The organism is Bacillus sp. JJ1773 (assembly GCF_036962035.1).
Taxonomy (GTDB): Bacteria; Bacillota; Bacilli; order Bacillales; family Cytobacillaceae; genus Cytobacillus.
Map to the genome: position 1 here is coordinate 1 of NZ_JBALNX010000084.1, position 22,177 is coordinate 22,177.

The 22,177-nt window shown below is 36.3% G+C and carries 23 protein-coding genes and 1 pseudogene; 20 read left to right on the top strand and 4 right to left on the bottom strand.

What is annotated here, in order from left to right; all coding sequences use genetic code 11:
* Positions 1 to 263: 263 nt before the first annotated feature.
* From V7127_RS21150 to V7127_RS21170, 5 genes are all read left to right on the top strand, one after another.
* Positions 264 to 1,463, top strand: coding sequence for an ABC transporter substrate-binding protein (locus V7127_RS21150; RefSeq protein ID WP_335347109.1), 1,200 nt, complete (start codon positions 264 to 266; stop codon positions 1,461 to 1,463).
* Between the two features lie 307 nt (positions 1,464 to 1,770).
* Positions 1,771 to 2,646, top strand: coding sequence for a branched-chain amino acid ABC transporter permease (locus V7127_RS21155; protein ID WP_335353422.1), 876 nt, complete (start codon positions 1,771 to 1,773; stop codon positions 2,644 to 2,646).
* A gap of 12 nt (positions 2,647 to 2,658) precedes the next feature.
* Positions 2,659 to 3,594 (top strand): branched-chain amino acid ABC transporter permease, encoded by a 936-nt coding sequence (locus V7127_RS21160; protein WP_335347111.1) that lies wholly within the window; start codon positions 2,659 to 2,661, stop codon positions 3,592 to 3,594.
* 1 nt (position 3,595) lies between these two features.
* Positions 3,596 to 4,381 (top strand): ABC transporter ATP-binding protein, encoded by a 786-nt coding sequence (locus tag V7127_RS21165; RefSeq protein WP_335347112.1) that lies wholly within the window; start codon positions 3,596 to 3,598, stop codon positions 4,379 to 4,381.
* On the top strand, positions 4,374 to 5,081 hold the full coding sequence (locus tag V7127_RS21170; RefSeq protein ID WP_335353421.1) for an ABC transporter ATP-binding protein: 708 nt from the start codon (positions 4,374 to 4,376) through the stop codon (positions 5,079 to 5,081). Before V7127_RS21165 ends, V7127_RS21170 begins: the two co-directional genes overlap by 8 nt.
* A gap of 43 nt (positions 5,082 to 5,124) precedes the next feature.
* On the opposite strand, the gene V7127_RS21175 is transcribed toward V7127_RS21170, so the two are convergent.
* Entirely contained in the window at positions 5,125 to 6,081 is a 957-nt protein-coding gene (locus V7127_RS21175) for a M23 family metallopeptidase (RefSeq protein WP_335489390.1), read from the bottom strand.
* 200 nt (positions 6,082 to 6,281) lie between these two features.
* Between V7127_RS21175 and lipA the strand changes: the two genes are divergently transcribed.
* On the top strand, positions 6,282 to 7,205 hold the full coding sequence (gene lipA / locus V7127_RS21180; protein ID WP_438824049.1) for a lipoyl synthase: 924 nt from the start codon (positions 6,282 to 6,284) through the stop codon (positions 7,203 to 7,205).
* Between the two features lie 40 nt (positions 7,206 to 7,245).
* On the opposite strand, the gene V7127_RS21185 is transcribed toward lipA, so the two are convergent.
* On the bottom strand, positions 7,246 to 7,905 hold the full coding sequence (locus tag V7127_RS21185) for a YhcN/YlaJ family sporulation lipoprotein (protein ID WP_335489348.1): 660 nt from the start codon (positions 7,903 to 7,905) through the stop codon (positions 7,246 to 7,248).
* Between the two features lie 179 nt (positions 7,906 to 8,084).
* On the opposite strand from V7127_RS21185, the gene V7127_RS21190 reads away from it, so the two are divergent.
* Positions 8,085 to 8,360: a YutD family protein gene (locus V7127_RS21190; RefSeq protein WP_335347116.1), complete on the top strand. Its 276-nt coding sequence runs from the start codon at positions 8,085 to 8,087 to the stop codon at positions 8,358 to 8,360.
* A gap of 81 nt (positions 8,361 to 8,441) precedes the next feature.
* Here V7127_RS21190 and V7127_RS21195 read toward each other — a convergent pair whose 3' ends face one another.
* Together V7127_RS21195 and V7127_RS21200 are read right to left on the bottom strand one after the other, a co-directional pair.
* Entirely contained in the window at positions 8,442 to 8,735 is a 294-nt protein-coding gene (locus tag V7127_RS21195; RefSeq protein ID WP_335347117.1) for a cytosolic protein, read from the bottom strand.
* 108 nt (positions 8,736 to 8,843) lie between these two features.
* The gene (locus V7127_RS21200; RefSeq protein ID WP_335347118.1) at positions 8,844 to 9,110 is read right to left on the bottom strand and encodes a DUF3055 domain-containing protein; all 267 of its coding nucleotides are present in this window, start codon (positions 9,108 to 9,110) and stop codon (positions 8,844 to 8,846) included.
* 161 nt (positions 9,111 to 9,271) lie between these two features.
* Here V7127_RS21200 and V7127_RS21205 point away from each other — a divergent pair, with 161 nt between their 5' ends.
* The 13 genes and pseudogenes from V7127_RS21205 to V7127_RS21265 form a co-directional block, all read left to right on the top strand.
* Complete coding sequence (locus V7127_RS21205; RefSeq protein WP_335489351.1) at positions 9,272 to 10,624, top strand: EAL domain-containing protein; 1,353 nt, start codon at positions 9,272 to 9,274, stop codon at positions 10,622 to 10,624.
* A 19-nt stretch (positions 10,625 to 10,643) separates the two neighbouring features.
* On the top strand, positions 10,644 to 11,081 hold the full coding sequence (gene hepT / locus V7127_RS21210; RefSeq protein ID WP_335489354.1) for a type VII toxin-antitoxin system HepT family RNase toxin: 438 nt from the start codon (positions 10,644 to 10,646) through the stop codon (positions 11,079 to 11,081).
* A gap of 11 nt (positions 11,082 to 11,092) precedes the next feature.
* Complete coding sequence (locus tag V7127_RS21215) at positions 11,093 to 11,857, top strand: TIGR01457 family HAD-type hydrolase (protein ID WP_335489357.1); 765 nt, start codon at positions 11,093 to 11,095, stop codon at positions 11,855 to 11,857.
* Between the two features lie 255 nt (positions 11,858 to 12,112).
* Positions 12,113 to 12,883: a YveK family protein gene (locus V7127_RS21220; protein ID WP_335489360.1), complete on the top strand. Its 771-nt coding sequence runs from the start codon at positions 12,113 to 12,115 to the stop codon at positions 12,881 to 12,883.
* The gene (locus V7127_RS21225) at positions 12,844 to 13,545 is read left to right on the top strand and encodes a CpsD/CapB family tyrosine-protein kinase (RefSeq protein ID WP_438824050.1); all 702 of its coding nucleotides are present in this window, start codon (positions 12,844 to 12,846) and stop codon (positions 13,543 to 13,545) included. Before V7127_RS21220 ends, V7127_RS21225 begins: the two co-directional genes overlap by 40 nt.
* Positions 13,546 to 13,611: 66 nt before the next feature.
* Complete coding sequence (locus V7127_RS21230) at positions 13,612 to 14,376, top strand: tyrosine-protein phosphatase (protein ID WP_335489366.1); 765 nt, start codon at positions 13,612 to 13,614, stop codon at positions 14,374 to 14,376.
* A gap of 19 nt (positions 14,377 to 14,395) precedes the next feature.
* A complete protein-coding gene (locus V7127_RS21235) occupies positions 14,396 to 15,589 on the top strand; it encodes a DegT/DnrJ/EryC1/StrS family aminotransferase (RefSeq protein WP_335489369.1) in 1,194 nt (397 codons plus the stop codon).
* Positions 15,590 to 15,645: 56 nt separating this feature from the next.
* Positions 15,646 to 16,233: a sugar transferase gene (locus V7127_RS21240; protein WP_335489372.1), complete on the top strand. Its 588-nt coding sequence runs from the start codon at positions 15,646 to 15,648 to the stop codon at positions 16,231 to 16,233.
* A 72-nt stretch (positions 16,234 to 16,305) separates the two neighbouring features.
* Positions 16,306 to 17,193 (top strand): UTP--glucose-1-phosphate uridylyltransferase GalU, encoded by an 888-nt coding sequence (gene galU / locus V7127_RS21245; protein ID WP_335489375.1) that lies wholly within the window; start codon positions 16,306 to 16,308, stop codon positions 17,191 to 17,193.
* Positions 17,194 to 17,651: 458 nt separating this feature from the next.
* Positions 17,652 to 18,377, top strand: a complete 726-nt coding sequence (locus V7127_RS21250) for a GNAT family N-acetyltransferase (protein WP_335489378.1) — start codon at positions 17,652 to 17,654, stop codon at positions 18,375 to 18,377.
* A 1,026-nt stretch (positions 18,378 to 19,403) separates the two neighbouring features.
* On the top strand, positions 19,404 to 20,444 hold the full coding sequence (locus tag V7127_RS21255; protein ID WP_335489381.1) for a polysaccharide biosynthesis protein: 1,041 nt from the start codon (positions 19,404 to 19,406) through the stop codon (positions 20,442 to 20,444).
* Positions 20,445 to 20,558: 114 nt separating this feature from the next.
* Entirely contained in the window at positions 20,559 to 21,668 is a 1,110-nt protein-coding gene (locus tag V7127_RS21260) for a capsular polysaccharide biosynthesis protein CapF (RefSeq protein WP_335489384.1), read from the top strand.
* 4 nt (positions 21,669 to 21,672) lie between these two features.
* Positions 21,673 to 21,776 (top strand): annotated as a pseudogene (locus tag V7127_RS21265) (hypothetical protein); the annotation flags it as partial.
* Between the last annotated feature and the right edge of the window lie 401 nt (positions 21,777 to 22,177).

A 22,177-nucleotide genomic window follows, 5' to 3' on the forward strand; every position in this document is an offset into this window, starting at 1 on the left:
CAACAAAACTATTTTTAAAAAATGATATTATTAAGAAAATATTGTTTTGACAGACTAATTGAAAAATAATATACTATCAATATATTAAACAAATAGTCAGAAATATTTTAATTCCTAATCTATTTGTTTAAATTGGGAAAATAGTCTGACTCGTAATAGGAGGTTGTAGATAGATTATTTTAAACTAATTAATCTAGCTCAAAAGACCTTTCTATGTTTCAAATTGATTGAACAATCAGAATAGAAAAAAGGGGGAAAACTAAATGGTTTTCAAGAAAAAAATCACATCAGTCTTAATGGCTACAACATTAATGGCTGGTATTCTTGCTGGCTGTAGCGGCAGCAAAGAAGCAGGTTCAGGCGGTTCAAGTTCTAAAGACGGAGATACAATAAAAATTGGAGCTAACTTAGAACTTTCAGGTGGTGTTGCATCTTATGGCTCAGGAATTGCTTCTGGGGTGGAGCTTGCGGTTGAAGAAATCAACGCGGCTGGCGGTGTAGATGGCAAGAAAATTGAACTTGTAAAAGTTGATAATAAATCAGATGCAGCTGAAGCAACAAACGCTGCTATTAAATTAACGAGCCAAGATAAAGTTACCGCAATCATCGGTGCTGCTACAAGTGGTAATACAGTAGCTCAAGCCCAAATTGCTAACGATAATAAGACTGTTCTTATCTCACCATCTGGTACAAGCCCAACTGTAACAGTACGTGAAGATGGATCTGTAAATGAGTTCGTATTCCGTACTGCTTTTATCGACCCATTCCAAGGAACAGTTGCAGCGAACTTTGCTCTAAACGATGCTAAGGTAAAAAATGCAGCAATCTTTGCTGACAATGCAAGTGATTATGCAAAAGGACTTGCCGCTTCATTTAAAGAAACTTTTGAAGCAGCTGGCGGTACAATTGTTTCAGAAGAATCATATGTTGCTAAGGATACAGACTTCCGTTCTACATTAACTCGTATTAAGGCTTCTAATCCAGAATTTATTTTCATTCCTGGATACTATGAAGAAGTAGGTCTAATTGTTAAGCAAGCTAGAGAAATGGGCATTACAGTTCCATTAATGGGAGCAGACGGCTGGGATTCTCCTAAGCTAGTGGAATTAGCTGGTGCAGATGCATTAAATAATACTTTTATTATTAACCACTACTCTGCTGAAGACCCAGACGCAACGATTCAAAAGTTTGTTAAAGCTTACGGAGACAAAAATAGCGGCAAATCACCAGATGCTTTTAACGCACTTGGTTATGACACTGTATACCTTCTTGTAGATGCAATGAAACGTGCTGGCACTACATCTGATTCAGAGAAAATTAAAGATGCTCTTGCTGCTACAAAAGATTTAGCATTAATTACTGGTACTATTACAGTTGACGAAAATCACCACTTAATTAAATCAGCATCCGTTCTAGAATATGTAGATGGTAAGCAAAAATTCAAAACAAAAGTTAATCCTTAAGATTAACCACAGGAAATGGGGGGATTATCCTATCCTCCCATTTTCCATTCCTAATGATGAAAATTTTGTCGAAAAGCTGTCAAGGCGCCTGCGCTTTGCTAAATTGTCTAGCTCAGCGCTTAGGGGCTCTTGGGCCTAAGCCAATCCGCCAAGAAGGTTAAACTACAACCTTCCCGTCGGCTTGTCTTATGCTTGAGACCCGCGGGATGCGGGTCATGCAGACGTTGCCACAGGACGTGGCGCTTTTAGTCTGCGTTCCTTCAAGGGACAAGGCGCCTACGCTTTTCTAATAAAGGAGTGAGAGTTCATGGAATGGTTACAGCAATTAATTAACGGTATTTCACTCGGCAGTATTTATGCATTAATTGCATTAGGTTATACGATGGTTTATGGAATTATTAAATTAATTAACTTTGCGCATGGCGATGTTTTTATGATCGGTGCGTTTATTGGATTCTATGCCATCGCTGGCTGGGGATTAGGATTTTTCCCAGCATTATTACTCGCTATGACGGTTTGTGCGATTTTTGGGGTTCTCATTGAGAGAATTGCCTATAAGCGCCTCCGCAATGCAACTCGAATAGCCGCTTTAATTACGGCAATCGGGGTTTCCCTTCTCATCGAATATGGAGTTATCTACATTCGAGGTGCGCAGCCAGAAGCTTATCCAAATGTTTTCGCTAACAAATCCTTTAATGTATTTGGTGCTCAAATCAGCAGCCAATCTCTATTAATTCTCTCCGTTTCTATTATTCTAATGCTAATTTTGCAATTCATTGTTCATAAAACAAAAATTGGTAAGGCGATGCGTGCAGTATCACACGATATGGACGCAGCCCGTTTGATGGGGATTAATGTAAACAATACGATTTCTGCAACATTTGCTATTGGTTCAGCGATGGCAGGAGCAGCAGGTGTTATTTTTGGTGTGTATTACACAAAAATTGAACCGCTAATGGGAATTATTCCTGGATTAAAAGCATTCGTTGCCGCCGTTCTAGGGGGAATCGGGATTATACCGGGGGCGATGGTAGGCGGACTTGTGCTTGGAGTCGTTGAAACAGTTGTTAGCGCTTTTGGTTTCTCTTTATGGAGAGATGCAGCAGCATTTATTATTCTCATTTTAATCCTATTATTTAGACCATCGGGCATCTTCGGTAAGAATGCTAGAGAGAAAGTGTAGGTGAAAGAATCTATGAAAAAGGCAAAAGGATTTTGGCTATTTTTAATTTTATCGGTCATCGTCTACGGAGTTGCGCAATTTCTAATTAGTGCTGGAATCTTAAACCCGTTTTATTCAAATACACTCATCTTTATAGGCATTAACATCATCTTGGCAGTCAGCCTGCACTTAGTTATTGGAATTACAGGGCAATTTTCGATTGGACATGCTGGGTTTTTGGCAGTTGGTGCTTATATTTCAGCGATATTTACGATGAAGCTTCATCTTCCACTCCCAATTGCTTTAATAGCCGGCGGACTTATGGCAGCATTAGCAGGACTTATCGTTGGGATTCCGAGCCTTCGTTTAAAAGGTGACTATTTGGCGATAGCTACTTTAGGTTTTGCGGAAATAATCAGGATTGTATTCCTGAATATTGATTATGTTGGTGGAGCTGCCGGTATGCAGGTTTCCCATTTAACGACTTGGACGTATACGTTCATCTGTCTGTTTGTAACGATTTTAGTCATCATGAACTTTACAAATTCAAGACATGGACGTGCGTGTATTTCTGTTCGTGAGAATGAAATTGCTGCGGATGCAATGGGGATCAACACGACCTATTATAAGGTTATCGCGTTTGCCCTAGGCTCTTTCTTTGCCGGAATTGCGGGCGGTTTGTATTCGCATAACTTCTATATTATTCAGCCAACAAACTTCGGATTCTTAAAATCCTTTGATATTTTAATATTTGTTGTACTTGGCGGACTTGGAAGCTTATCAGGAGCGGTTATTTCAGCGATATTATTAACATTAGTGTCCACCTTCTTGCAGGATTACCCGGAAACTCGGATGATTATGTACAGTCTTGTCTTAGTTATCGTGATGTTATATCGTCCTCAAGGATTAATGGGAACACGTGAAATCACTGATTTATTTAAGTGGAAAAGTGCGAAAGGAGGTAACTAGCATGGGCAATACACCATTACTTCAGGTTAAAGAAGCAGGCATTCAATTTGGCGGATTAAAAGCTGTTCAAGGTTTTAGCATGGAAATTAACCAAGGTGAGCTAGTTGGGTTAATTGGACCGAATGGTGCGGGAAAAACAACAAGCTTTAACTTACTGACTGGTGTTTATGTGCCAACAGAAGGAGACATTCTGTTTGAAGGAAAACGTCTAAATGGGTTGCCTCCATATAAGGTAACACGTCTAGGAATTAGCCGTACCTTCCAAAATATTCGTCTTTTCAATGAGCTTTCTGTTCTAGATAATGTGAAGGTAGCCTACCACTCATTAGCAAAGCACTCAATCGTAAGCTCCATTTTCCGTCTTCCTTCTCACTTTTCAGGGGAAAAAGAAATGGAGGAAAAGTCAATTGAGTTCCTTAAAATTTTTCAATTAGAAAATTTTAAGGATGAAAAGGCAAAAAATCTTCCTTATGGCCAGCAAAGGAGATTGGAAATTGCGAGAGCTTTAGCAGCGGGTCCAAAGCTATTATTGCTTGACGAGCCTGCCGCCGGGATGAACCCGCAAGAAACGCATGAACTCATGGAGTTAATTGCTTTTATCCGTAATGAATTTGATTTGACCATTTTATTGATTGAACATGATATGAATTTAGTTATGGGTATTTGTGAAAGAATTTATGTTCTAGACCATGGGCAGCTTATTGCTGCAGGAACACCTGAAGAAATTCGTAATCATCCTAAAGTCATCGAGGCTTACTTAGGTGAGGAGGTTACAAAAGATGCTTAAAGTAGATCAAATTGACGTGTTTTATGGGAATATACAAGCGCTTAAAGGTGTTTCTTTAGAAGTAAATAAGGGGGAAATTGTTACCCTTATTGGTGCGAACGGAGCTGGAAAAAGTACTCTGCTGAAAACTTTATCCGGACTTCTAAAGCCGAAAAATGGAACAATCCAATATTTAGGTGACTCTATTGGCGGCAAGGCTGCTCAGGGTATTGTTAAGGCGGGAATCTCACATGTGCCAGAGGGGCGCCGTGTATTTGCAAACATGACCGTTGAGGAGAACCTAGAATTAGGAGCTTTTTTAAGAAAAGATTCCAAAGAAATTCATAAGGATATCGAAAAGGTTTATGAAACTTTCCCACGGTTGCGAGAGCGTCGAAAACAGTTGTCAGGGACACTTTCAGGCGGTGAGCAGCAAATGCTAGCTATGGGAAGAGCGATAATGGCAAGACCAAAGCTTCTTTTACTTGATGAGCCTTCTATGGGACTTGCTCCTTTAATGGTTAAAACGATCTTCCAAATTATTGAAGAAATTAACCGTGAAGGAACAACTGTCTTGCTAGTAGAACAAAACGCACATATGGCATTATCAATTGCTAACCGGGCGTACGTCATTGAAACAGGACGTGTAACAGTTTCAGGTACAGCCGCCGAGCTGCAGGCCAGCGAAGAAATCAAGAAAGCCTACTTAGGTGGACATTAATAGTGGGAGGGGACCGGCTCATATGAGAGTCAATCCCCTCTTTTTATTTTTTCCTGTTTCGTTCTTGTCTTTCCCATAATCGTAAGTGCGGATACGGATCAAATGACCATTCTGTAAAGCCATTGTCTTTGTAAATTCCGTAATGCAAATGTGGCGGGAATTTTCCTGAAGTCCCAGGCGGTCCATAACCAGAACTTCCAACCCCGCCGATTAACATCCCTGGCTCGACAATTTGTCCTAGCTTCAAGTCCTTCGCAAAACCACTTAAATGGGCAAAATAATGATAATTATTGTTAATATCCCGAATGCCGATTCGCCAGCCGCCGAATCGATTCCAGCCCTTCATTTCAACAATTCCATATGCTGTTGCCCTAACAGGAACCCCGTACCCGGCAAATATATCTGTACCTTCATGAATTCTTCTTCCACCCCAGCCGCGAGCCGCTCCCCATGTGTTTTTATAAGTATATTGGCTTCTTAATGGGAGTGGGAATACACGTTCATCCAGATCCAATCTTCCAAAATGCTTGTAAAGCCTTGCTTTTCCAATAATGATGCTAACCGTTTTATCACGCTTATAATAATCCCATAAGCCAATTTTGATATTATCATGATCCCTTCCATACGATAGAAGATGTTGAGCAAACATATAGAGAACATCATCATCATTCGTCAAGCTCGCTTTCCCATCTCCATCGCCATCCACCCCCTTTCCATTAAAAAACTGAATGGAAAATGGATTATCGTCAGATGTATTAGGATTTAACGGTCCCGCCCATTCTTCAGGCTTGATATAGATCCCTGTTAGTCCTTCTGCTTTTGGAATGTCTCTTCTAGCCTGCCTTACATTTCGTTCATATTGGTCAATTCCGGCAAGATAATACCAGGGAATGTGTGTGACAGCTTCAATCCTTTTATATAATTCCATCCGGCTTTTATATACTTCATTTCCAACTGTTTGAGCCTTTCCGTTCCAAGGAGAAAATAAAGAAAAAAGCAATGTTAGAATAACAGCTAATTTAATCCTCAAAGTAATCCTCCCTTCCTCACACATATGCTTATTTAGTTTGTGATTTTTGGAGAAATAAATAGATATCAATTAATGGTAATCAAAACATTCCAACTTGTCCTAGACTTTTTCATGTGTTACAGTTGCATCATATACAGGAATTCAGGCACCATGCCACAAAAGGGAGTGGAATGAGAGTGAGTACGAAAGAGGAATACATACGTAAGCCGGAGTGGCTGAAAATAAAGCTTAACACGAATGAAAACTATACCGGTTTAAAGAAAATGATGAGGGAAAATAGCTTACATACAGTATGCGAAGAAGCAAAATGTCCGAATATCCATGAATGCTGGGCGGTCAGAAGAACGGCTACCTTCATGATTCTAGGGGATACTTGTACACGTGCTTGCCGTTTCTGTGCGGTCAAAACGGGATTGCCAACTGAATTGGATTGGCAAGAGCCGGAAAGAGTCGCAGATTCCGTAGTGCTGATGAACTTAAAGCATGTTGTTGTGACAGCAGTGGCAAGGGATGATCTTAAAGACGGTGGAGCAGCTGTTTTTGCTGAAACAGTCAGAGCCATTAGAAGAAAGAACCCATTCACTACTATTGAAGTATTGCCGTCTGATATGGGTGGCGTATATGAAAATTTAAAGACATTGATGGATGCACGTCCAGATATATTAAATCATAATATCGAGACGGTTGAACGTCTTACACCGAGAGTGAGAGCACGAGCTCAATATAACCGCTCATTAGAATTCTTGAAAAGGGCAAAAGAAATGCAGCCAGATATTCCGACAAAATCCAGCTTAATGATCGGTCTTGGAGAAACGAAAGAGGAAATAATTGAAACGATGGATGCTTTAAGAGCGCATAATGTTGATATTATGACGATTGGCCAATATTTACAGCCATCGAAAAAGCATCTGAAAGTAGTAAAATATTACCACCCAGATGAGTTCCAAGAGTTTAAGGAAATTGCTTTAAGCAAGGGCTTTAGTCATTGTGAGTCTGGTCCTCTTGTACGATCTTCTTACCATGCTGATGAGCAAGTAAATGCTGCTGCTAAGCGTCAGCAGGAGTTGGGAGAAATCGAGCTTAAAGAAGCATAAAAGATAAAAGGGTTCAGCAGCCAATACTGAACCCTTTTTTTTAACGGTTATTCTCTTCACCCTTTAATTCTCCATTTTCGTTTTCACCATTACCCATTTTTTTCCCTTGTGGGGATTTTAGCATTTCTTTAATTACTTTATTTAGGCCGGTATTCACATTTTTTGTGTTCGGGCTGTTCGTTGCAAAGTTTTCAACATAAGGGCGCAGAGTCGTATTATCACTTACATATACATGGTACGACCTAGGGACGACAGACATAGCTGTTTTCTTAACCTGGTCTGCGATCATGTTGCGATTATCTGAATCCGTATGATAAATGACCAGCACTTCTTCATCTGTCACAAGTGTAGATATATCGTCAACATTTGGAATATCCGTACAGTAGCCAGAAATGATATCAGCTAATTGCTCCTTATTGATGGTTCCATAATTAACATTGGAAACCCTGTCGCCTGCAACGGGGCTTTTCTGGTGGCGGACATAACCAAAATTATTTTTTGTACCATTATTATTCGTATTCCTAAAATCCCTGCCGTTGACGTTGTTTCCATTATTATTTTGATTATATAACTCAGGGCGCTGAGTATTTACATTCAGCGTGTTGCCGCTTCTTTCGTAAATTCCATCGCTTTCATTTGCCATATTGTTGTTTTGACAAGCAGTTAGTGCTGTAAGGCCGCATATCCCTAAGATGATCAATGATTTTCTAATGTGAAACACCTCCTTGCTTTTAGAATAACCAGCTGATTATTTTTTTCTCTTAGAAATTGATGGGCTATCAGTTATAATTTAAATAAAGTAAGAAATACCTTTCGGAATACAAACATTTCCAATATAATGGGGATGATAGACGCTGTTTTTAAACTGAGGTGATTGATGTGATTTGTGTTAATAACGTTTGCTATGAGGTTATTGAAGATATACGAAATGGTTTTAATGAAGAAGCATTTCGAGGCAGATATAGCGATATTTTAACCCGGTATGATTATATTGTTGGGGATTGGGGTTATGGCCAGCTAAGGCTGCGGGGTTTCTTTGACGATCAAAATCAGAAAGCCACCTTTGATACGAAAATTAGTACATTATCGGAATACTTGTATGAATTTTGCAATTTTGGCTGTGCATATTTTGTGGCGAAAAAAGTAAATAAGTAAATAAGTAAAAAAGAAAAGGCAATCAGGCATCATCTGATCGCCTTTTTATACAATTAAGCCAAGTTTTGCTTAACTACTGCTTTATTTTTGATAATCATCATACGGCGGTTCCGTGCTTCTTTCGGGGTCATCGTGGGTAGGATGAGCTCCTTCCATTTGCCGAGGCATGTCTTCATGTAAGGTTTTATTTTCGTAATTAAAGGCACTATACCTTCGCTGTTCTTCGCGAAAGGGAGTACTTTTATTTTCTACGGGATCATGTCTTTTTAATGGGGATCCGTATGGTCCATCAGGGAAGTCCTCTGCCGTCACATAGTTCCTTCGCTTTTCAACATTTGTAAAATCCGTATACTCACGCTCTTCCTTATTATCCAACAATTACCACCCCTTATAAAGTAGAAAAATTAAAAAGAGAACCTTAGATCTAAGGTTCTCCTTTATTATTTGTGAATCTGGTGATAATAAACCGGAGAATACATATTACTAAATTAATTCATATAGAAAGGAGCGCAATTCCTCAGCGTCTTCTTCAGAAAGATTAAAGGCATACTCTAAATAGCCTTCTTCTTTTAAATCATCAGGTCCAATGATTGCAAAACGGCTTCCTTGAATATCAAGAACTATATGCTTTCCATAATAGCGATCGGATTGAACAATAGCCAAATCAAAACGTTGATTATCACCCATAAAGCTAACGAAGCGTGTTTTTGTATCTACCAAATCATCATATAAAAAAAAACGTTCTGCCATATTATTTAATACTCCTTTATTCACATAAATTTCAGTTAACCGTATTGATTCTATCATAACAGAAATAATCATAATTCTCACCGCTTCTCTAACGGTTTATCAGGCAATTTGTCCGATTAATCTTTCAAATATTGGAGGAAATGGTCGGATTTTGTGATAAAATGGTGGCATATGTAATTTTGGACGCTGCATCTGAGAGGAATGAGACCATGCCCCGGCAAAACAAAATAAGGTTCAATCAGTTGAACAAATGGATAAAAATCTTACTGCCAGAAGATAAGCTTAAGTTTTATCCGCCGCAATTTATTATTCGTGACCCAATTAGGAAAGCAGTAAGTAAAGCTTTTGATGGTGGCTATGAAGTGGCAGTGATTGTGTTTAACATTAAAAATTTGCGAGAATTGCCGGAACAGCTTGGAGAACAAGGGTATACAGGTTTTATTCAATTATTAAAGCTGACTTTTCAAGATGTGATCAAAGACGAAGTAAAGTCAGAAGAAATTATGGCTCTTCATGATTATTCAAGTGATGGTCTGACACTGTTTATGAAGGTTAACCATGATAGTCATTCTGTTACAGATATTGATAAAAAAATGAAAAAAATTCTAAGACTTTCTGAAAAAAAACTAGCTGAACTAGTTCCTCTTGCGAAACCAGTGTTTGAAACAGGCTATATGTTTATTGAGAAAAGACATTATTCGATCCAAGAGGCCATTTTAAAAGCAAATCAGCATGCACTTTCCATGGCAGAGAAGCGAGTTCAATCTGAATATAATGAAATGCTGTATATGGTTAATCGAATAGTGGCACAAAAAGATATATACCTTCTGGCTCAGCCGATTATAGATATTGCCACAGGTGAGGTGAGGGCATGGGAAATGCTGACCCGCGGTCCGAAGGGCTCTGTATTGGAAAGTCCGCTCCAGCTTTTCTCTATAGCTCGGCAGACAGGGATGCTATATGACCTTGAGATGATTGTTTTCGAAAAAACCCTTCAACAGATTTATAAAACGGGATGCACACAGGATATCTTTATTAACTTTACACCTATAACATTAGGGCATGAACGATTTATTCGTGATATTAAGAATATGCTTGCAAAGTATAAGAATATCTCCCCAAGGCAAATAACTCTTGAAATCACAGAGCGTGATGCCATTGAAGGGATGGAGAACTTTTTATACAATATAAAGGTGTTGAGAATGCTTGGTTTCCGTGTGGCCATTGATGATACAGGTGCCGGATACGCAAGCTTGCACTCTATAAGTGAAATCATGCCAGATATTATTAAGATTGATCGTTCTGTCATTCAGGATATAGATAAAAATTCGGTAAAAGAGTCAATGTTAAAAGGATTACTAATTATTGCGAAGGAGGCCGGTTCTTTAGTAGTAGCAGAAGGAATCGAAAATAAAGAAGAAGCCTCAGTCCTTTCAAGAAATAAAGTTGATTTAGCGCAAGGCTATTATTATGCTCGTCCAGATTTTCTAGAAAAGGGATTAAAGCTATCGTAATGGAAGAAGGGTGAGAAATTTGTACTTTGTTGATCGGGAAAAAATTGAAACAACTCTTGTGTTTTTAGAACAGCAATTTGCATTCTTAGAAGAAATACAGGAACTGCATTCACAGCTTGAAAAAGCAGCGATGGAACGGACATGCCAGCTGATTATTGAAGCGATTCTAGATGTTGGGAATGCCATGATTGATGGATTCATTATGCGCGACCCTGGTAGCTACGATGATATTGTAGACATTTTGGATGATGAAAAGGTCATTCATGATGAGTTAACCAAAAGCTGTAAACATATTATTAAATACCGCAAAATGCTCGTTCAAAACTATACTGAGGTAAATCATGATGAAGTAAAGGCGGAATTTAGCAAGCATTTAGACGTTCTAAAGCAATTTCCCGAGAAAGTCAGGGCATACTTACTTCATGAGCTTGGTCCAGTGTCCGCGTTTCGGAATTGAGGAGTGATCAAGTGAAATATAAAGGATATTTAATTGACCTAGACGGCACGATGTATCGGGGAACAGAATTGATTAAAGAAGCGGCAGAGTTTGTTCACCAGCTTCGTGAGCGGGATCTTCCATATCTTTTTGTTACGAACAATTCCTCGAGAACGCCTGCCCAGGTGGCAGAAAAGCTCCGCCAATTTACGATACCCGCTACGGAAGCTCAGGTTTTTACAACCAGTATGGCAACGGCTAATTACATATATGAACAGAAGCAGGATGCCTCGGTATATGTAATTGGAGAGGAAGGCATTCGAAATGCTTTAGAAGAAAAGGGATTCAGATTTGTGGATGATCATGCAGATTATGTTGTGGTTGGGATTGACCGTTCTATTACTTATGAAAAGCTGGCTACTGCTTGCTTGGCAGTCAGAAATGGCGCTGCCTTTATATCGACAAATGGAGATATAGCGATCCCGACTGAGAGAGGACTTCTGCCAGGCAATGGTTCGTTAACATCGGTCATTACGGTTTCTACACAAACCCAACCGATTTTTATTGGCAAACCGGAGTCCATTATTATGGAACAGGCACTGCAGGTTTTGGGAACGACAAAGGAAGAAACTCTTATGGTCGGGGATAATTATGATACCGACATCTTAGCGGGTATGAATGCAGGATTAGATACATTGCTCGTTCATACGGGGGTAACAACAAAGGAATTGCTGGGCGGGTATGAAAAGAAGCCAACGTATGTGATTGATACACTTGATTTATGGGAGTTTTTATAGTAGATAAATTTATTAATAAATAAAATTTACGCCTCAAATAAAAAGAATGGATATTTTTCTCCATGTCTATTTATTTGGGGCGTTTTTGTTTTCACGAACTAAAGTGGAATTGCTAGCAAAACCGAATTTATTTTGTCTTATAAAGGTTATGAATAATTTTCTATGATGAACAGTATTTTGGCTGCATATATATATGAACAATGATGTTAAGGTTACTTCGTGGCTCATTCAATATGATTGTGGAGGTTCTTATGGATGGAAGAAAACATAAGGATACAAGATATTTTGAAAATTGTTCAAAAGCGTTTCTTACTACTATTTTCAATTTCAGCAATGTCAGTTCTAATAAGTGGAATTGTAAGTTATTTTTTATTGACACCAATTTATGAATCATCCACTCAGTTGTTAATTAATCAAAAAAAGCCTGACCAGCAGTCTGGAAGCTCTATCAATGTTCAAGAAAATCTAGAGTTAATTAATACTTATAGAGTGATCATTAAAAGTCCGGCAATTTTAGATTTAGTAAAAGCAGAAATGAATTTAGATAAATCAATTAAAGAACTGGGTAAACAAATCAGTGTCTCTAGTGAACAAAACTCACAAGTAGTGACTATTACTGTCCAAGACCCTAAACCAAAAGTTGCTGTAGATATAGCGAACACGATAGCAAGTCGATTTGAGAACGAAATAACAGTAATTATGAATGTAGACAATGTGACTATTCTTTCAAAGGCAAGTGAAGAAACAAGCAGGGAACCAGTTAAGCCTCGTCCGATATTAAACATGTTGATTGCTTTTACAATAGGTTTATTAATTTCAATGGGTCTAATACTTCTTTTAGAATACTTGGACGACACAATTAAGTCAGAGCAAGATATTAAATCTTATTTAGAATTGCCTATTTTAGGATCCATACCAGAAAAAACAGTTAGAGATTTTCAGATAGAAGGAGAAAGGGATAATAAAAGGCGGGAAGTGAAAAATCTATGGTCTTTTTTGGAATTTTTAAAAAGAAGGAAAAAATAAATAAAAGAACATTGATCACAATTTCAAATTCAAAATCACCAATTTCTGAACAATATCGAACTATACGAACAAATATTGAATACTCTAATATCGATCGAGAAAACCGCGTGATTGTGATTACATCTTCAACTGCAGGTGAAGGTAAAACCATTACTTCCGCAAACTTAGCTGTTGTGTTTGCACAACAAGGAAAAAAAGTATTATTAATCGATGCCGATTTTCGTAAACCAATGGTTCACAATGTTTTTAAGAAAAAGAATTTAATTGGTTTAACATCTGTTCTTATTAAAAAAACACCTTTAAGTGAAGCTATAAAAGATACAAAAATCAGAAATCTCTATGTTCTGACGAGCGGACCAATCACTCCTAATCCTTCTGAGCTACTTAGCTCAAAATCAATGAGTGATTTATTAACAGCTATTAGGAAAGAATTTGATTTTATCATTATTGATACACCACCGATCCTTCCGGTAACTGACGCTCAAATACTTGCTAATCAGTGTGATGGAGTGATATTAGTTATTAATTGTGGAAAGACAAAGATTGAACATGCAGAAAAGGCTAAGACTCTATTACTGAATGTAAAAGCAAGGTTACTAGGAGCAGTCTTCAATAATACAAAGGATAAGTATAATGATTATTATTATTATGATAATGATTAACTAATTACCTCAATTAAGCTCAAAAGCCTCTAAAATACTCAGGTCAAAGCAGAGGAGGGGAAGATAGTGATTGATATTCATTGTCATATTCTCCCTGGAATTGATGATGGAGCAAAAGACCTTATTGAAAGCATAGGAATGGCAAAACATGCAGCTAGTAAAGGAATAACGGCTATTTTTGCAACACCTCATCATAAAAATGGACGGCATTTTAATAAGGCTAATCGAATTCTTGCAAAGGTTAATAAGCTAAACTCGAAATTAGTAAAGGAAAAAATCCCCGTAAAAATTTTTCCTGGCCAAGAGCCTCGAATTTATGGAGAGCTTCTTGAGGGTTATAAAGCTGGGAAAATTTTGACGTTAAATAATCAACATAAATATTTGTTAATTGAATTGCCAGATACACATGTACCTGCTTATGCCGAACGACTATTATTTAATATTCAATTAGAAGGAATCATTCCCATCATCGTGCATCCAGAAAGAAATGTTCAAATAAGGGAGAACCCCGATATTTTACATCAACTTGTAAAAAATGGATCAGCCACTCAGATTACCGCCTCTAGTTTACTTGGACATAAAGGAAAACAGCTTAGGAAATTCTCTATTCAATTAATTAATCATCATTTAACCCATTTTATTGCATCCGATTCTCATCGCTTGTCTAGGAATTCGTTTAAATTAAATGAAGCCTTTGAAGAAATAAGTGGAAAGATTGGAGACGATTATGTCAATTTATTTCAAGAAAACGCTAATTTATTAATGGAAGGAAAAGGAATAAATAAACAGGAACCTAACAAAATTAAAATGAATAGATGGTTTAATTTTTAAGCCAAATGGAGGAAAAAATATGAAAATATCATTCTCACCTCCTGATATTTCAGAAGTTGAAATTGAAAAGGTTGTGGACACATTAAAGTCAGGATGGATTACTACAGGTCCTAAAACAAAGCTATTTGAAAAAGAAATCGCTAAATATACAAATACTTGTAATGCAGTATGTTTAAACTCTGCAACTGCTGCAATGGAAATGACGCTTCGATTATTGGGGATTGGAAAAGATGATGAGGTCATAACATCAGCTTATACATATACAGCATCAGCTAGTGTGATCCATCATGTAGGTGCAAAAATTGTTCTTGTTGATACAGGTAAAGACTCCTTTCAAATGGACTATGACCAGTTAGAAAAGTTGATTACAGAAAAAACAAAAGCAATTATTTCTGTCGATCTTGCGGGTGTTATGTGCGACTACGATAAAATCTTGGAAATCGTTAATAGGAAGAAAACTCTTTTTAAGCCAACAAATAAATGGCAAGAGGCATTGGGAAGGGTATTCGTTTTAGCGGATGCAGCTCATTCATTCGGGGCTACATATAAAGGTAAAAAAAGCGGTGAAGTGGCAGATTTCACTTGCTTTTCTTTTCATGCTGTGAAAAATTTAACGACATCTGAGGGTGGCGCTGTCACATGGCGGGATATATCTAATGTAGATAATGAAAATATATATAAACAGTATATGTTGCTTTCACTGCATGGCCAATCAAAGGATGCCCTAGCGAAAACGAATCTTGGGGCATGGGAATACGATATTGTCTATCCAGCATATAAATGTAATATGACCGATATTATGGCATCTATTGGTTTAGGCCAACTCCAAAGATACCGGGAATTATTGGAGCGGAGAAAGAAGATAATAAAAATTTATGATGAGGCGTTATGTGATACGAAAACAATTATTTTAAAGCATGATGGAGAAAACTTTTCTTCCAGTGGACATTTATATTTTACGAGAATAGTGGGTAAAGAGGAAAATGATCGAAATAGAATTATAGAGCAAATGGCCGAAAAGGGAATAGCAACAAATGTCCATTACAAACCTCTTCCGATGCATACAGCTTATAAGAATTTAGGTTTTGCCATTAAAGATTATCCAAATGCTTTTTATATGTATGAAAATGAATTAACCCTGCCGTTACATACATTATTAACGGATGAACAAGTAATGTATGTTGTAGACAACTTAAAAGAGATAATTAAATGATTCACCTCTTTCGCCTTTCCTTTACGGAATCACATTAGAAGAAGGAGGAAGATATTTTGTATGCAAAAGTAATTAAACGTTTTATTGACTTTTTCTTAGCTATCTTGATTATGCCATTATTTATATTAGTTTTTTTTGTCGTAGCAATTGCCATCAAACTTGAAGATCAGGGTCCTGCATTTTACTGTGGTGAACGACTTGGAAAGAATGGAAAGCCATTTAAAATGGTTAAATTTCGTTCAATGAAAGTGAATTCACCAGATTGGAGATTAGAAGATGGTTCGACATTTAACGCTGAGGATGATCCAAGACAAACAGCAGTAGGCAAAATATTACGAAAAACAAGTATAGATGAGATACCGCAAATAATAAATATTATTAAAGGTGAAATGAGTTTTATTGGTCCGAGGCCTGATCCAGTAGATTGGTTGAATCGATATTCAGAAAAAGACAAGGTGTTGCTCGAGGTATTGCCCGGTGTGACAGGATATAATCAAGCGTATTTTAGAAATGCAACAAATAGTCGTGAAAAAATCGATAATGACATATATTACGCGGAAAATGTGTCTTTTGTTTTGGATGTAAAAATACTTTTTGTAACAATGATTTCGGTTTTTTCGAAAAAAAATATATACAGATGTTAGATCCTAGCCTACAGGAGAATAGATTGGGGGAAAAACCATTAATACGAGCGTAACACGATCGAGGTGGATGTTATGAGAGTAAAAAAGGCAATTATTCCAGCAGCAGGACTTGGTACGCGTTTTCTTCCTGCTACAAAAGCAATGCCGAAAGAAATGCTGCCAATTGTGGATAAACCAACCATTCAATTTATTGTTGAAGAAGCAGTTGAAGCAGGAATTGAAGAGATAATTATTGTAACAGGGAAAGGAAAAAGAGCGATAGAAGATCATTTTGACAATTCATTAGAGTTAGAACAAATCTTAGTTAACAAGGGCAATACTGATTTATATTATGAGGTTCAAAAATCCTCGAACCTTGTTGATATTCATTATATTAGGCAAAAGGAGCCCAAAGGATTGGGTCACGCTATTTGGTGTGCTCGAAAATTTATTGGAAATGAACCGTTTGCTGTGCTATTAGGAGATGATATTGTCCAAGCAGAAAAGCCATGTATAAAGCAAATGATGGAACAATATGACCGGTATAAAGTGTCGATTCTAGGCGTGCAAGCCGTTCGAGAAGAAGAGGTTTCTAGATACGGTATTATCGATGGTAATGAAATTGGCGAACGCCTATTTAACATAAACAGTCTTGTTGAAAAACCGAAACAGGTAGATGCACCATCAAATCTTGCTATCTTAGGTCCCTATATACTTAGTCCTAGAATCTTTGATATTCTTGGTAACCAGGAGCCAGGAGCTGGAGGGGAGATCCAATTAACTGATGCAATAGCAAAATTAAATCTATATGAGGCCATTTATGCCTATGTATTTGAAGGCGTTCGTTATGATGTGGGAGAAAAGATGGGCTTTATTCAGACAACGATTGAATTTGCTCTTCAACGTGAAGAATTAAAAGATGATTTACTGAAATTTCTTTCAAAGATGGTAAACAAAGAAAAATTGCAAGAAGATGTATAATGTGCAAGTGATTTTCCAAATAGGGTGTAGAACCAATTTACCTGCAGAGTCAGAATATATATTAATAAGTGAACTATTTCCTTTTTTTGTGAATATAATAGATCAGTGAAAAAGGAAATAGTTCACCAAGAAATAACACTAATGGATGTAAAAAAAATTTACTTAAAATAGTCCTTTAGTTGAAATGAATTTGTTCGTTTGGTGATGTCTCCTCTTTCCCAATTCACTGCCACTCCTCCGAATACTCTTAAATTTTTAAAAAACACTTTTTTACAAAATTCTCTTTTTCACTTCATTTACTCCCGTTTCCTTATATACCCCCATTATGAAATGTCATAGGATGATATTCAATAAAGTAAAGTTGGTGAAGTTATTAATCTATCATCCGACATTCAAATTTTATTAAATTCAATCAATAAAAGGAGGCTTTTTCGTTTGTTCAAAAGGAGGCAGTAATCATGAATCATATGGAAAATATAGTAACTTTCAATGAATTGAATTGGGATACAGATTTTTTTGGTGTTTCTAGTGCAAAAGCAATATTGCATAGGGCCCTTACATTAAATGAATGGAATGAATTATTAGCTAGATTTAATAATTATCAATTTATATCAATCATGAATAAAAATTCAGATCCTGTTAATGCCAAATGGATTGGAAAATATACAGCGGCGTTTTTAGCTGATATTAATATGCAGTTCGTCAAGCAGCTTTTAGATTTAAATGAATTACCAAAAAGTGTAACCATTCATCAATCACTTAAAAGAAATAATCAAATTTTCGATTTAGCAAAGTTTCAATTCTCAAAGTTTACTGAGGACCCTGAATTTGCTAAAAGAGGTGGAGATCAAGTTTATTATCAATGGCTTATTAATGCATTTGATAAGCCTGACAAGTTTTATGCATTATCTTTAAATGAGAATAGTGATATTAATGGCTTCGCACTTTTTTCTTATTCAGATAGTGCTTGTGTAATTGAACTTTTTGCAGTGTCTCAAAATGAGACTAAAAGTGGTATTAGTTCAAGATTATTTAAAGCTGTAGAAAATGCTGCATATCAACGTGGATATAATGAAATTCAAGTTGGCACTCAAATACGAAACATGAGAGCTATTAACTTTTATCATAAAGTTGGATGTAAACAGGTAGGGTGTCACCAAATTTATCATTTGTGGAATCTTTAGTTAAAGAATAGGCAGATATGGTGTGCGGAAAAAAATGAGGAGTGATATTTATGAGAGTGCTATAATTGCAACTTCGTTTCCCAAGCAGATAGAGGAGCTAGTTTATCTTTAGATATGCCGAATACTATTACTTTTTATATCTCCGATGTCCAAGATGATTACCCCTACATAATATGACGTTATTCCCTATTTCTACAAAAAAGAAGTATGCAACTTCTGCTACTTGGCCATTCCTGAATACAATACTTTAGACATAAAAAATCATTCCTTTCATAACTAAATTAGTAAATTTATATTATTCGTTCGGGATGGAGTTCATTTATTTATTTTTTTAAAAAAAATTAAAGTTTGTCTGAGGATTATATTTCCATTTAATTTTGAATATAATGACTCAGTGAACACAAACGAAAACATAAATTTCTAACTACAAATTACATATCAACAAAAAAATTTCATGAATATTTGCATCTAAACATGTATGACTTTTTTTTTGCTTATCTTGTTCTTCATAAGAAACGATTTGTTCGTTTGGTGATGTCTCCTTACCGCTATCAATGGAGGCACTCGGTCATGCTGTGGGTTGACAACCTTAGATGCTAGTCGTCAAAAGTATGGTGTGAGGTAGGGTTAGATGCCCACTTTTAAAAAATCTTAACAATACGATTGATCGATCGTATTGTTATGGTTTTTTAATGTAACGAAAAGATTTACTTTTGTACTAGTTGATACCCAACTGTGCTCTCTAAATTTATAATAAGACATCCTTCCTCATATCCTCACTCTCTAAAGCAAATATAGTGTTGTTGTTTTATGGCTCCTAACTTTTCTTCAAAATGATATCGTTTATCTTTCAAACCATACACCAAATATTTCTTGCTTCTCAATCAGCCTGTTAATAGCATCTATTAATTTATTTCATCCCCAAGAATATAACTTGGGCTCCTAGCGTGCGACTATAGAAAAATAGTCAGTATCTTAATAAGCCTATATGAATAGCAAAATGTATAGGAAAGGAGATGAATAAATATGTTTACCAAGAAAATATTACTAATTACAGGGGGGACAGGTTCCTTTGGCAATGCTGTTATGGAAAAATTCCTAAATACTAGTGTAAAAGAAATTCGTATCTTTTCTCGTGACGAAAAAAAGCAAGACGATATGCGGAAAAAATATAAAAATGACAAACTCAAGTTTTATTTAGGCGACGTTCGAGACCTTGCAAGTGTAAAAAATGCCATGCATGGAGTAGACTATGTTTTCCATGCAGCTGCATTTAAACAAGTACCATCCTGTGAGTTTTTCCCTCTTGAAGCCGTAAAAACTAACATACTAGGTACCGACAATGTACTAACTGCTGCAATCGATTATGGAGTAAAAAAAGTAATTTGTCTTTCAACCGACAAGGCTGCATATCCAATTAACGCAATGGGTATTTCAAAAGCAATGATGGAAAAGGTTCTTGTAGCTAAAGCAAAAATAATATCTCCAGATAGAACCCTTATTTGTGGAACTAGATATGGAAATGTTATGGCTTCTCGTGGATCCGTTATTCCTTTGTTTATTGAACAGATAAAAAGTGGAAAGCCACTAACCATTACAAATCCTAAAATGACAAGATACCTCATGAGTCTTGATGAGGCAGTGGAACTTGTTGTATTTGCGTTCCAACATGCACAAGCCGGGGATATTTTGGTTCAGAAGGCACCTGCATGCCTAATTGGAGACTTGGCCCAAGCTTTAAAGGAACTATTTAGAGCAGATAACACGACTAAAGTGATTGGTACTCGCCATGGAGAAAAGTTATACGAAACACTTCTTACAAGGGAAGAGTATTTAGTAGCCGAAGATTTAGGCGAATATTACAGAATTCCAGCAGATAATAGAGATTTGAACTATGAGAAATATTTTGCGGAAGGAGATAAAATGCTGTCAGAAGAAAAAGAATTTAACTCACATAATACACAAATTTTGAGTATAGAAGAAATTAAAGAGAAACTGCTTCAATTAGAATTTGTTCAAAATGAGTTGAAAGGCTTTAAGAAATCGATAACAAATGCCCCTAAATAGTATTAATCATAATTGGGTGTTCATGAGGGCAGCACATTTAGTTAATACCAAAATTATATATACTCCACTCAAGTAGTATGTTTTTATCAGACCATAGGAAAGGCCTGATTAATCATGAGAATATTGGTTACTGGAGCAAATGGATTTGTAGGAAGAAATTTGATTGTTGAATTAAGAAATAAGGGGTATGAAGAAATATTTAAGGTTAGTAGAGAAACAGATACTCCCCTTTTAGACTCATATACAAAAGAATGTGACTTTGTATTTCATTTAGCTGGAGTTAATCGACCTAAAGATGAGAAAGAATTCATGGAAGGAAATTATGATTTTACCTCAACGTTATTAAAATTGTTAAAAAAAAATAATAATAAATCACCTATACTTTTTACCTCCTCCACACAAGCTGAAAAGAATAATCCATATGGCAGAAGTAAGAAAGCTTCCGAGGATTTATTGTTTTCATATAGCAAAGAAACGGGAGCACAAGCTTTAGTGTACAGATTACCAAATCTTTTTGGTAAATGGTGCAGACCGAATTATAACAGTGCTGTCGCGACCTTTTGCCATAATATCGCAAGGAATTTAGAGATTCAGGTTAATAATCCAAATACGGAGTTAACTTTATGTTATATCGATGATGTAATAGCAGAGTTTTTACGTGCATTAAAAGGGAATGAAACACAGAATAGAGATTTCTGTGTTGTTCCAGTGACACATAGAATCACACTTGGTGAGCTAACCCAAAAAATCTATTCCTTTAGAAATAACCGAGAATCGTTAATCATGCCATCTTTAGAACTAGAATTTGATAAAGCTCTATATAGCACATTCTTATCTTATTTAGAAGAAGATAATTTCTCCTATAAATTAAAGAAAAATGTTGATAATCGTGGGTGGCTAGCAGAATTTATTAAATCACAAAGCATGGGTCAAATATTCATCTCGAAAACGAAACCAGGCATTACACGAGGCAATCACTGGCATCATACAAAGGTTGAAAAATTCCTCGTTATTCAAGGCGAAGCAGTTATCAAATTCAGAAAAATTGACTCTGAAAATGTTCTTGAATATAAGGTGAATGGTGAAAATCTTGAGGTAGTGGACATACCTGTAGGTTATACGCACTCCATTGAAAATACCGGAAAAGAAGATGTCATCACCTTATTTTGGGCGTGTGAAATCTTTAATCCAGAAAAGCCAGATACGCAATTCCTGAAGGTATAACGTAATGGTTAAAATGAAGGTAATGACGATAGTAGGAACAAGACTAGAAATTATTCGATTATCAGAAGTTATAAAGGCGTGTGATGATACTTTAATCATTTGTTCATAGTGTGAGGTACAGATATGCTTAAAAATCAAACAAATCATGTTAGTTTTAGATTGGGGACTAGTTTTATTACTAGTAATAAACATCTAATGAACATTAATATATGTATTATTATTCTTATATGTATTTGGTTTTCATGGCCGTACTTTAATTATCAAATAGGGGTCTTACCTTCCTTTGTATTTCTTGCAGCATGGTTTTTTACTACTGATTACAGATGGATTTTTAAAGATTTGTCATTTGATTTAGTCATGTTTATAGTTTGGATCCTAACTTTTACACCATATATCTTAACGGGTAATTTCCTTTATGGTGAACTTGATGTGAAATTTGCACTAGTATCTTTAATGTTATTTTTTTGTGGACTTTTTATAAATCATTATTATATGTACTACAGAAAAGA

Excerpts from the sequence above, each read along its gene's own strand:
- V7127_RS21150 (WP_335347109.1), top strand. The coding sequence starts at position 264 with ATGGTTTTCAAGAAAAAAATCACATCAGTCTTAATGGCTACAACATTA.
- V7127_RS21155 (WP_335353422.1), top strand. The coding sequence starts at position 1,771 with ATGGAATGGTTACAGCAATTAATTAACGGTATTTCACTCGGCAGTATT.
- V7127_RS21160 (WP_335347111.1), top strand. The coding sequence starts at position 2,659 with ATGAAAAAGGCAAAAGGATTTTGGCTATTTTTAATTTTATCGGTCATC.
- V7127_RS21165 (WP_335347112.1), top strand. The coding sequence starts at position 3,596 with ATGGGCAATACACCATTACTTCAGGTTAAAGAAGCAGGCATTCAATTT.
- V7127_RS21170 (WP_335353421.1), top strand. The coding sequence starts at position 4,374 with ATGCTTAAAGTAGATCAAATTGACGTGTTTTATGGGAATATACAAGCG.
- lipA (WP_438824049.1), top strand. The coding sequence starts at position 6,282 with ATGAGAGTGAGTACGAAAGAGGAATACATACGTAAGCCGGAGTGGCTG.
- V7127_RS21200 (WP_335347118.1), bottom strand. The coding sequence starts at position 9,110 with ATGGCAGAACGTTTTTTTTTATATGATGATTTGGTAGATACAAAAACA.
- V7127_RS21205 (WP_335489351.1), top strand. The coding sequence starts at position 9,272 with ATGGTGGCATATGTAATTTTGGACGCTGCATCTGAGAGGAATGAGACC.
- V7127_RS21220 (WP_335489360.1), top strand. The coding sequence starts at position 12,113 with ATGGAAGAAAACATAAGGATACAAGATATTTTGAAAATTGTTCAAAAG.
- V7127_RS21225 (WP_438824050.1), top strand. The coding sequence starts at position 12,844 with ATGGTCTTTTTTGGAATTTTTAAAAAGAAGGAAAAAATAAATAAAAGA.
- V7127_RS21235 (WP_335489369.1), top strand. The coding sequence starts at position 14,396 with ATGAAAATATCATTCTCACCTCCTGATATTTCAGAAGTTGAAATTGAA.
- galU (WP_335489375.1), top strand. The coding sequence starts at position 16,306 with ATGAGAGTAAAAAAGGCAATTATTCCAGCAGCAGGACTTGGTACGCGT.
- V7127_RS21250 (WP_335489378.1), top strand. The coding sequence starts at position 17,652 with ATGAATCATATGGAAAATATAGTAACTTTCAATGAATTGAATTGGGAT.
- V7127_RS21255 (WP_335489381.1), top strand. The coding sequence starts at position 19,404 with ATGTTTACCAAGAAAATATTACTAATTACAGGGGGGACAGGTTCCTTT.
- V7127_RS21260 (WP_335489384.1), top strand. The coding sequence starts at position 20,559 with ATGAGAATATTGGTTACTGGAGCAAATGGATTTGTAGGAAGAAATTTG.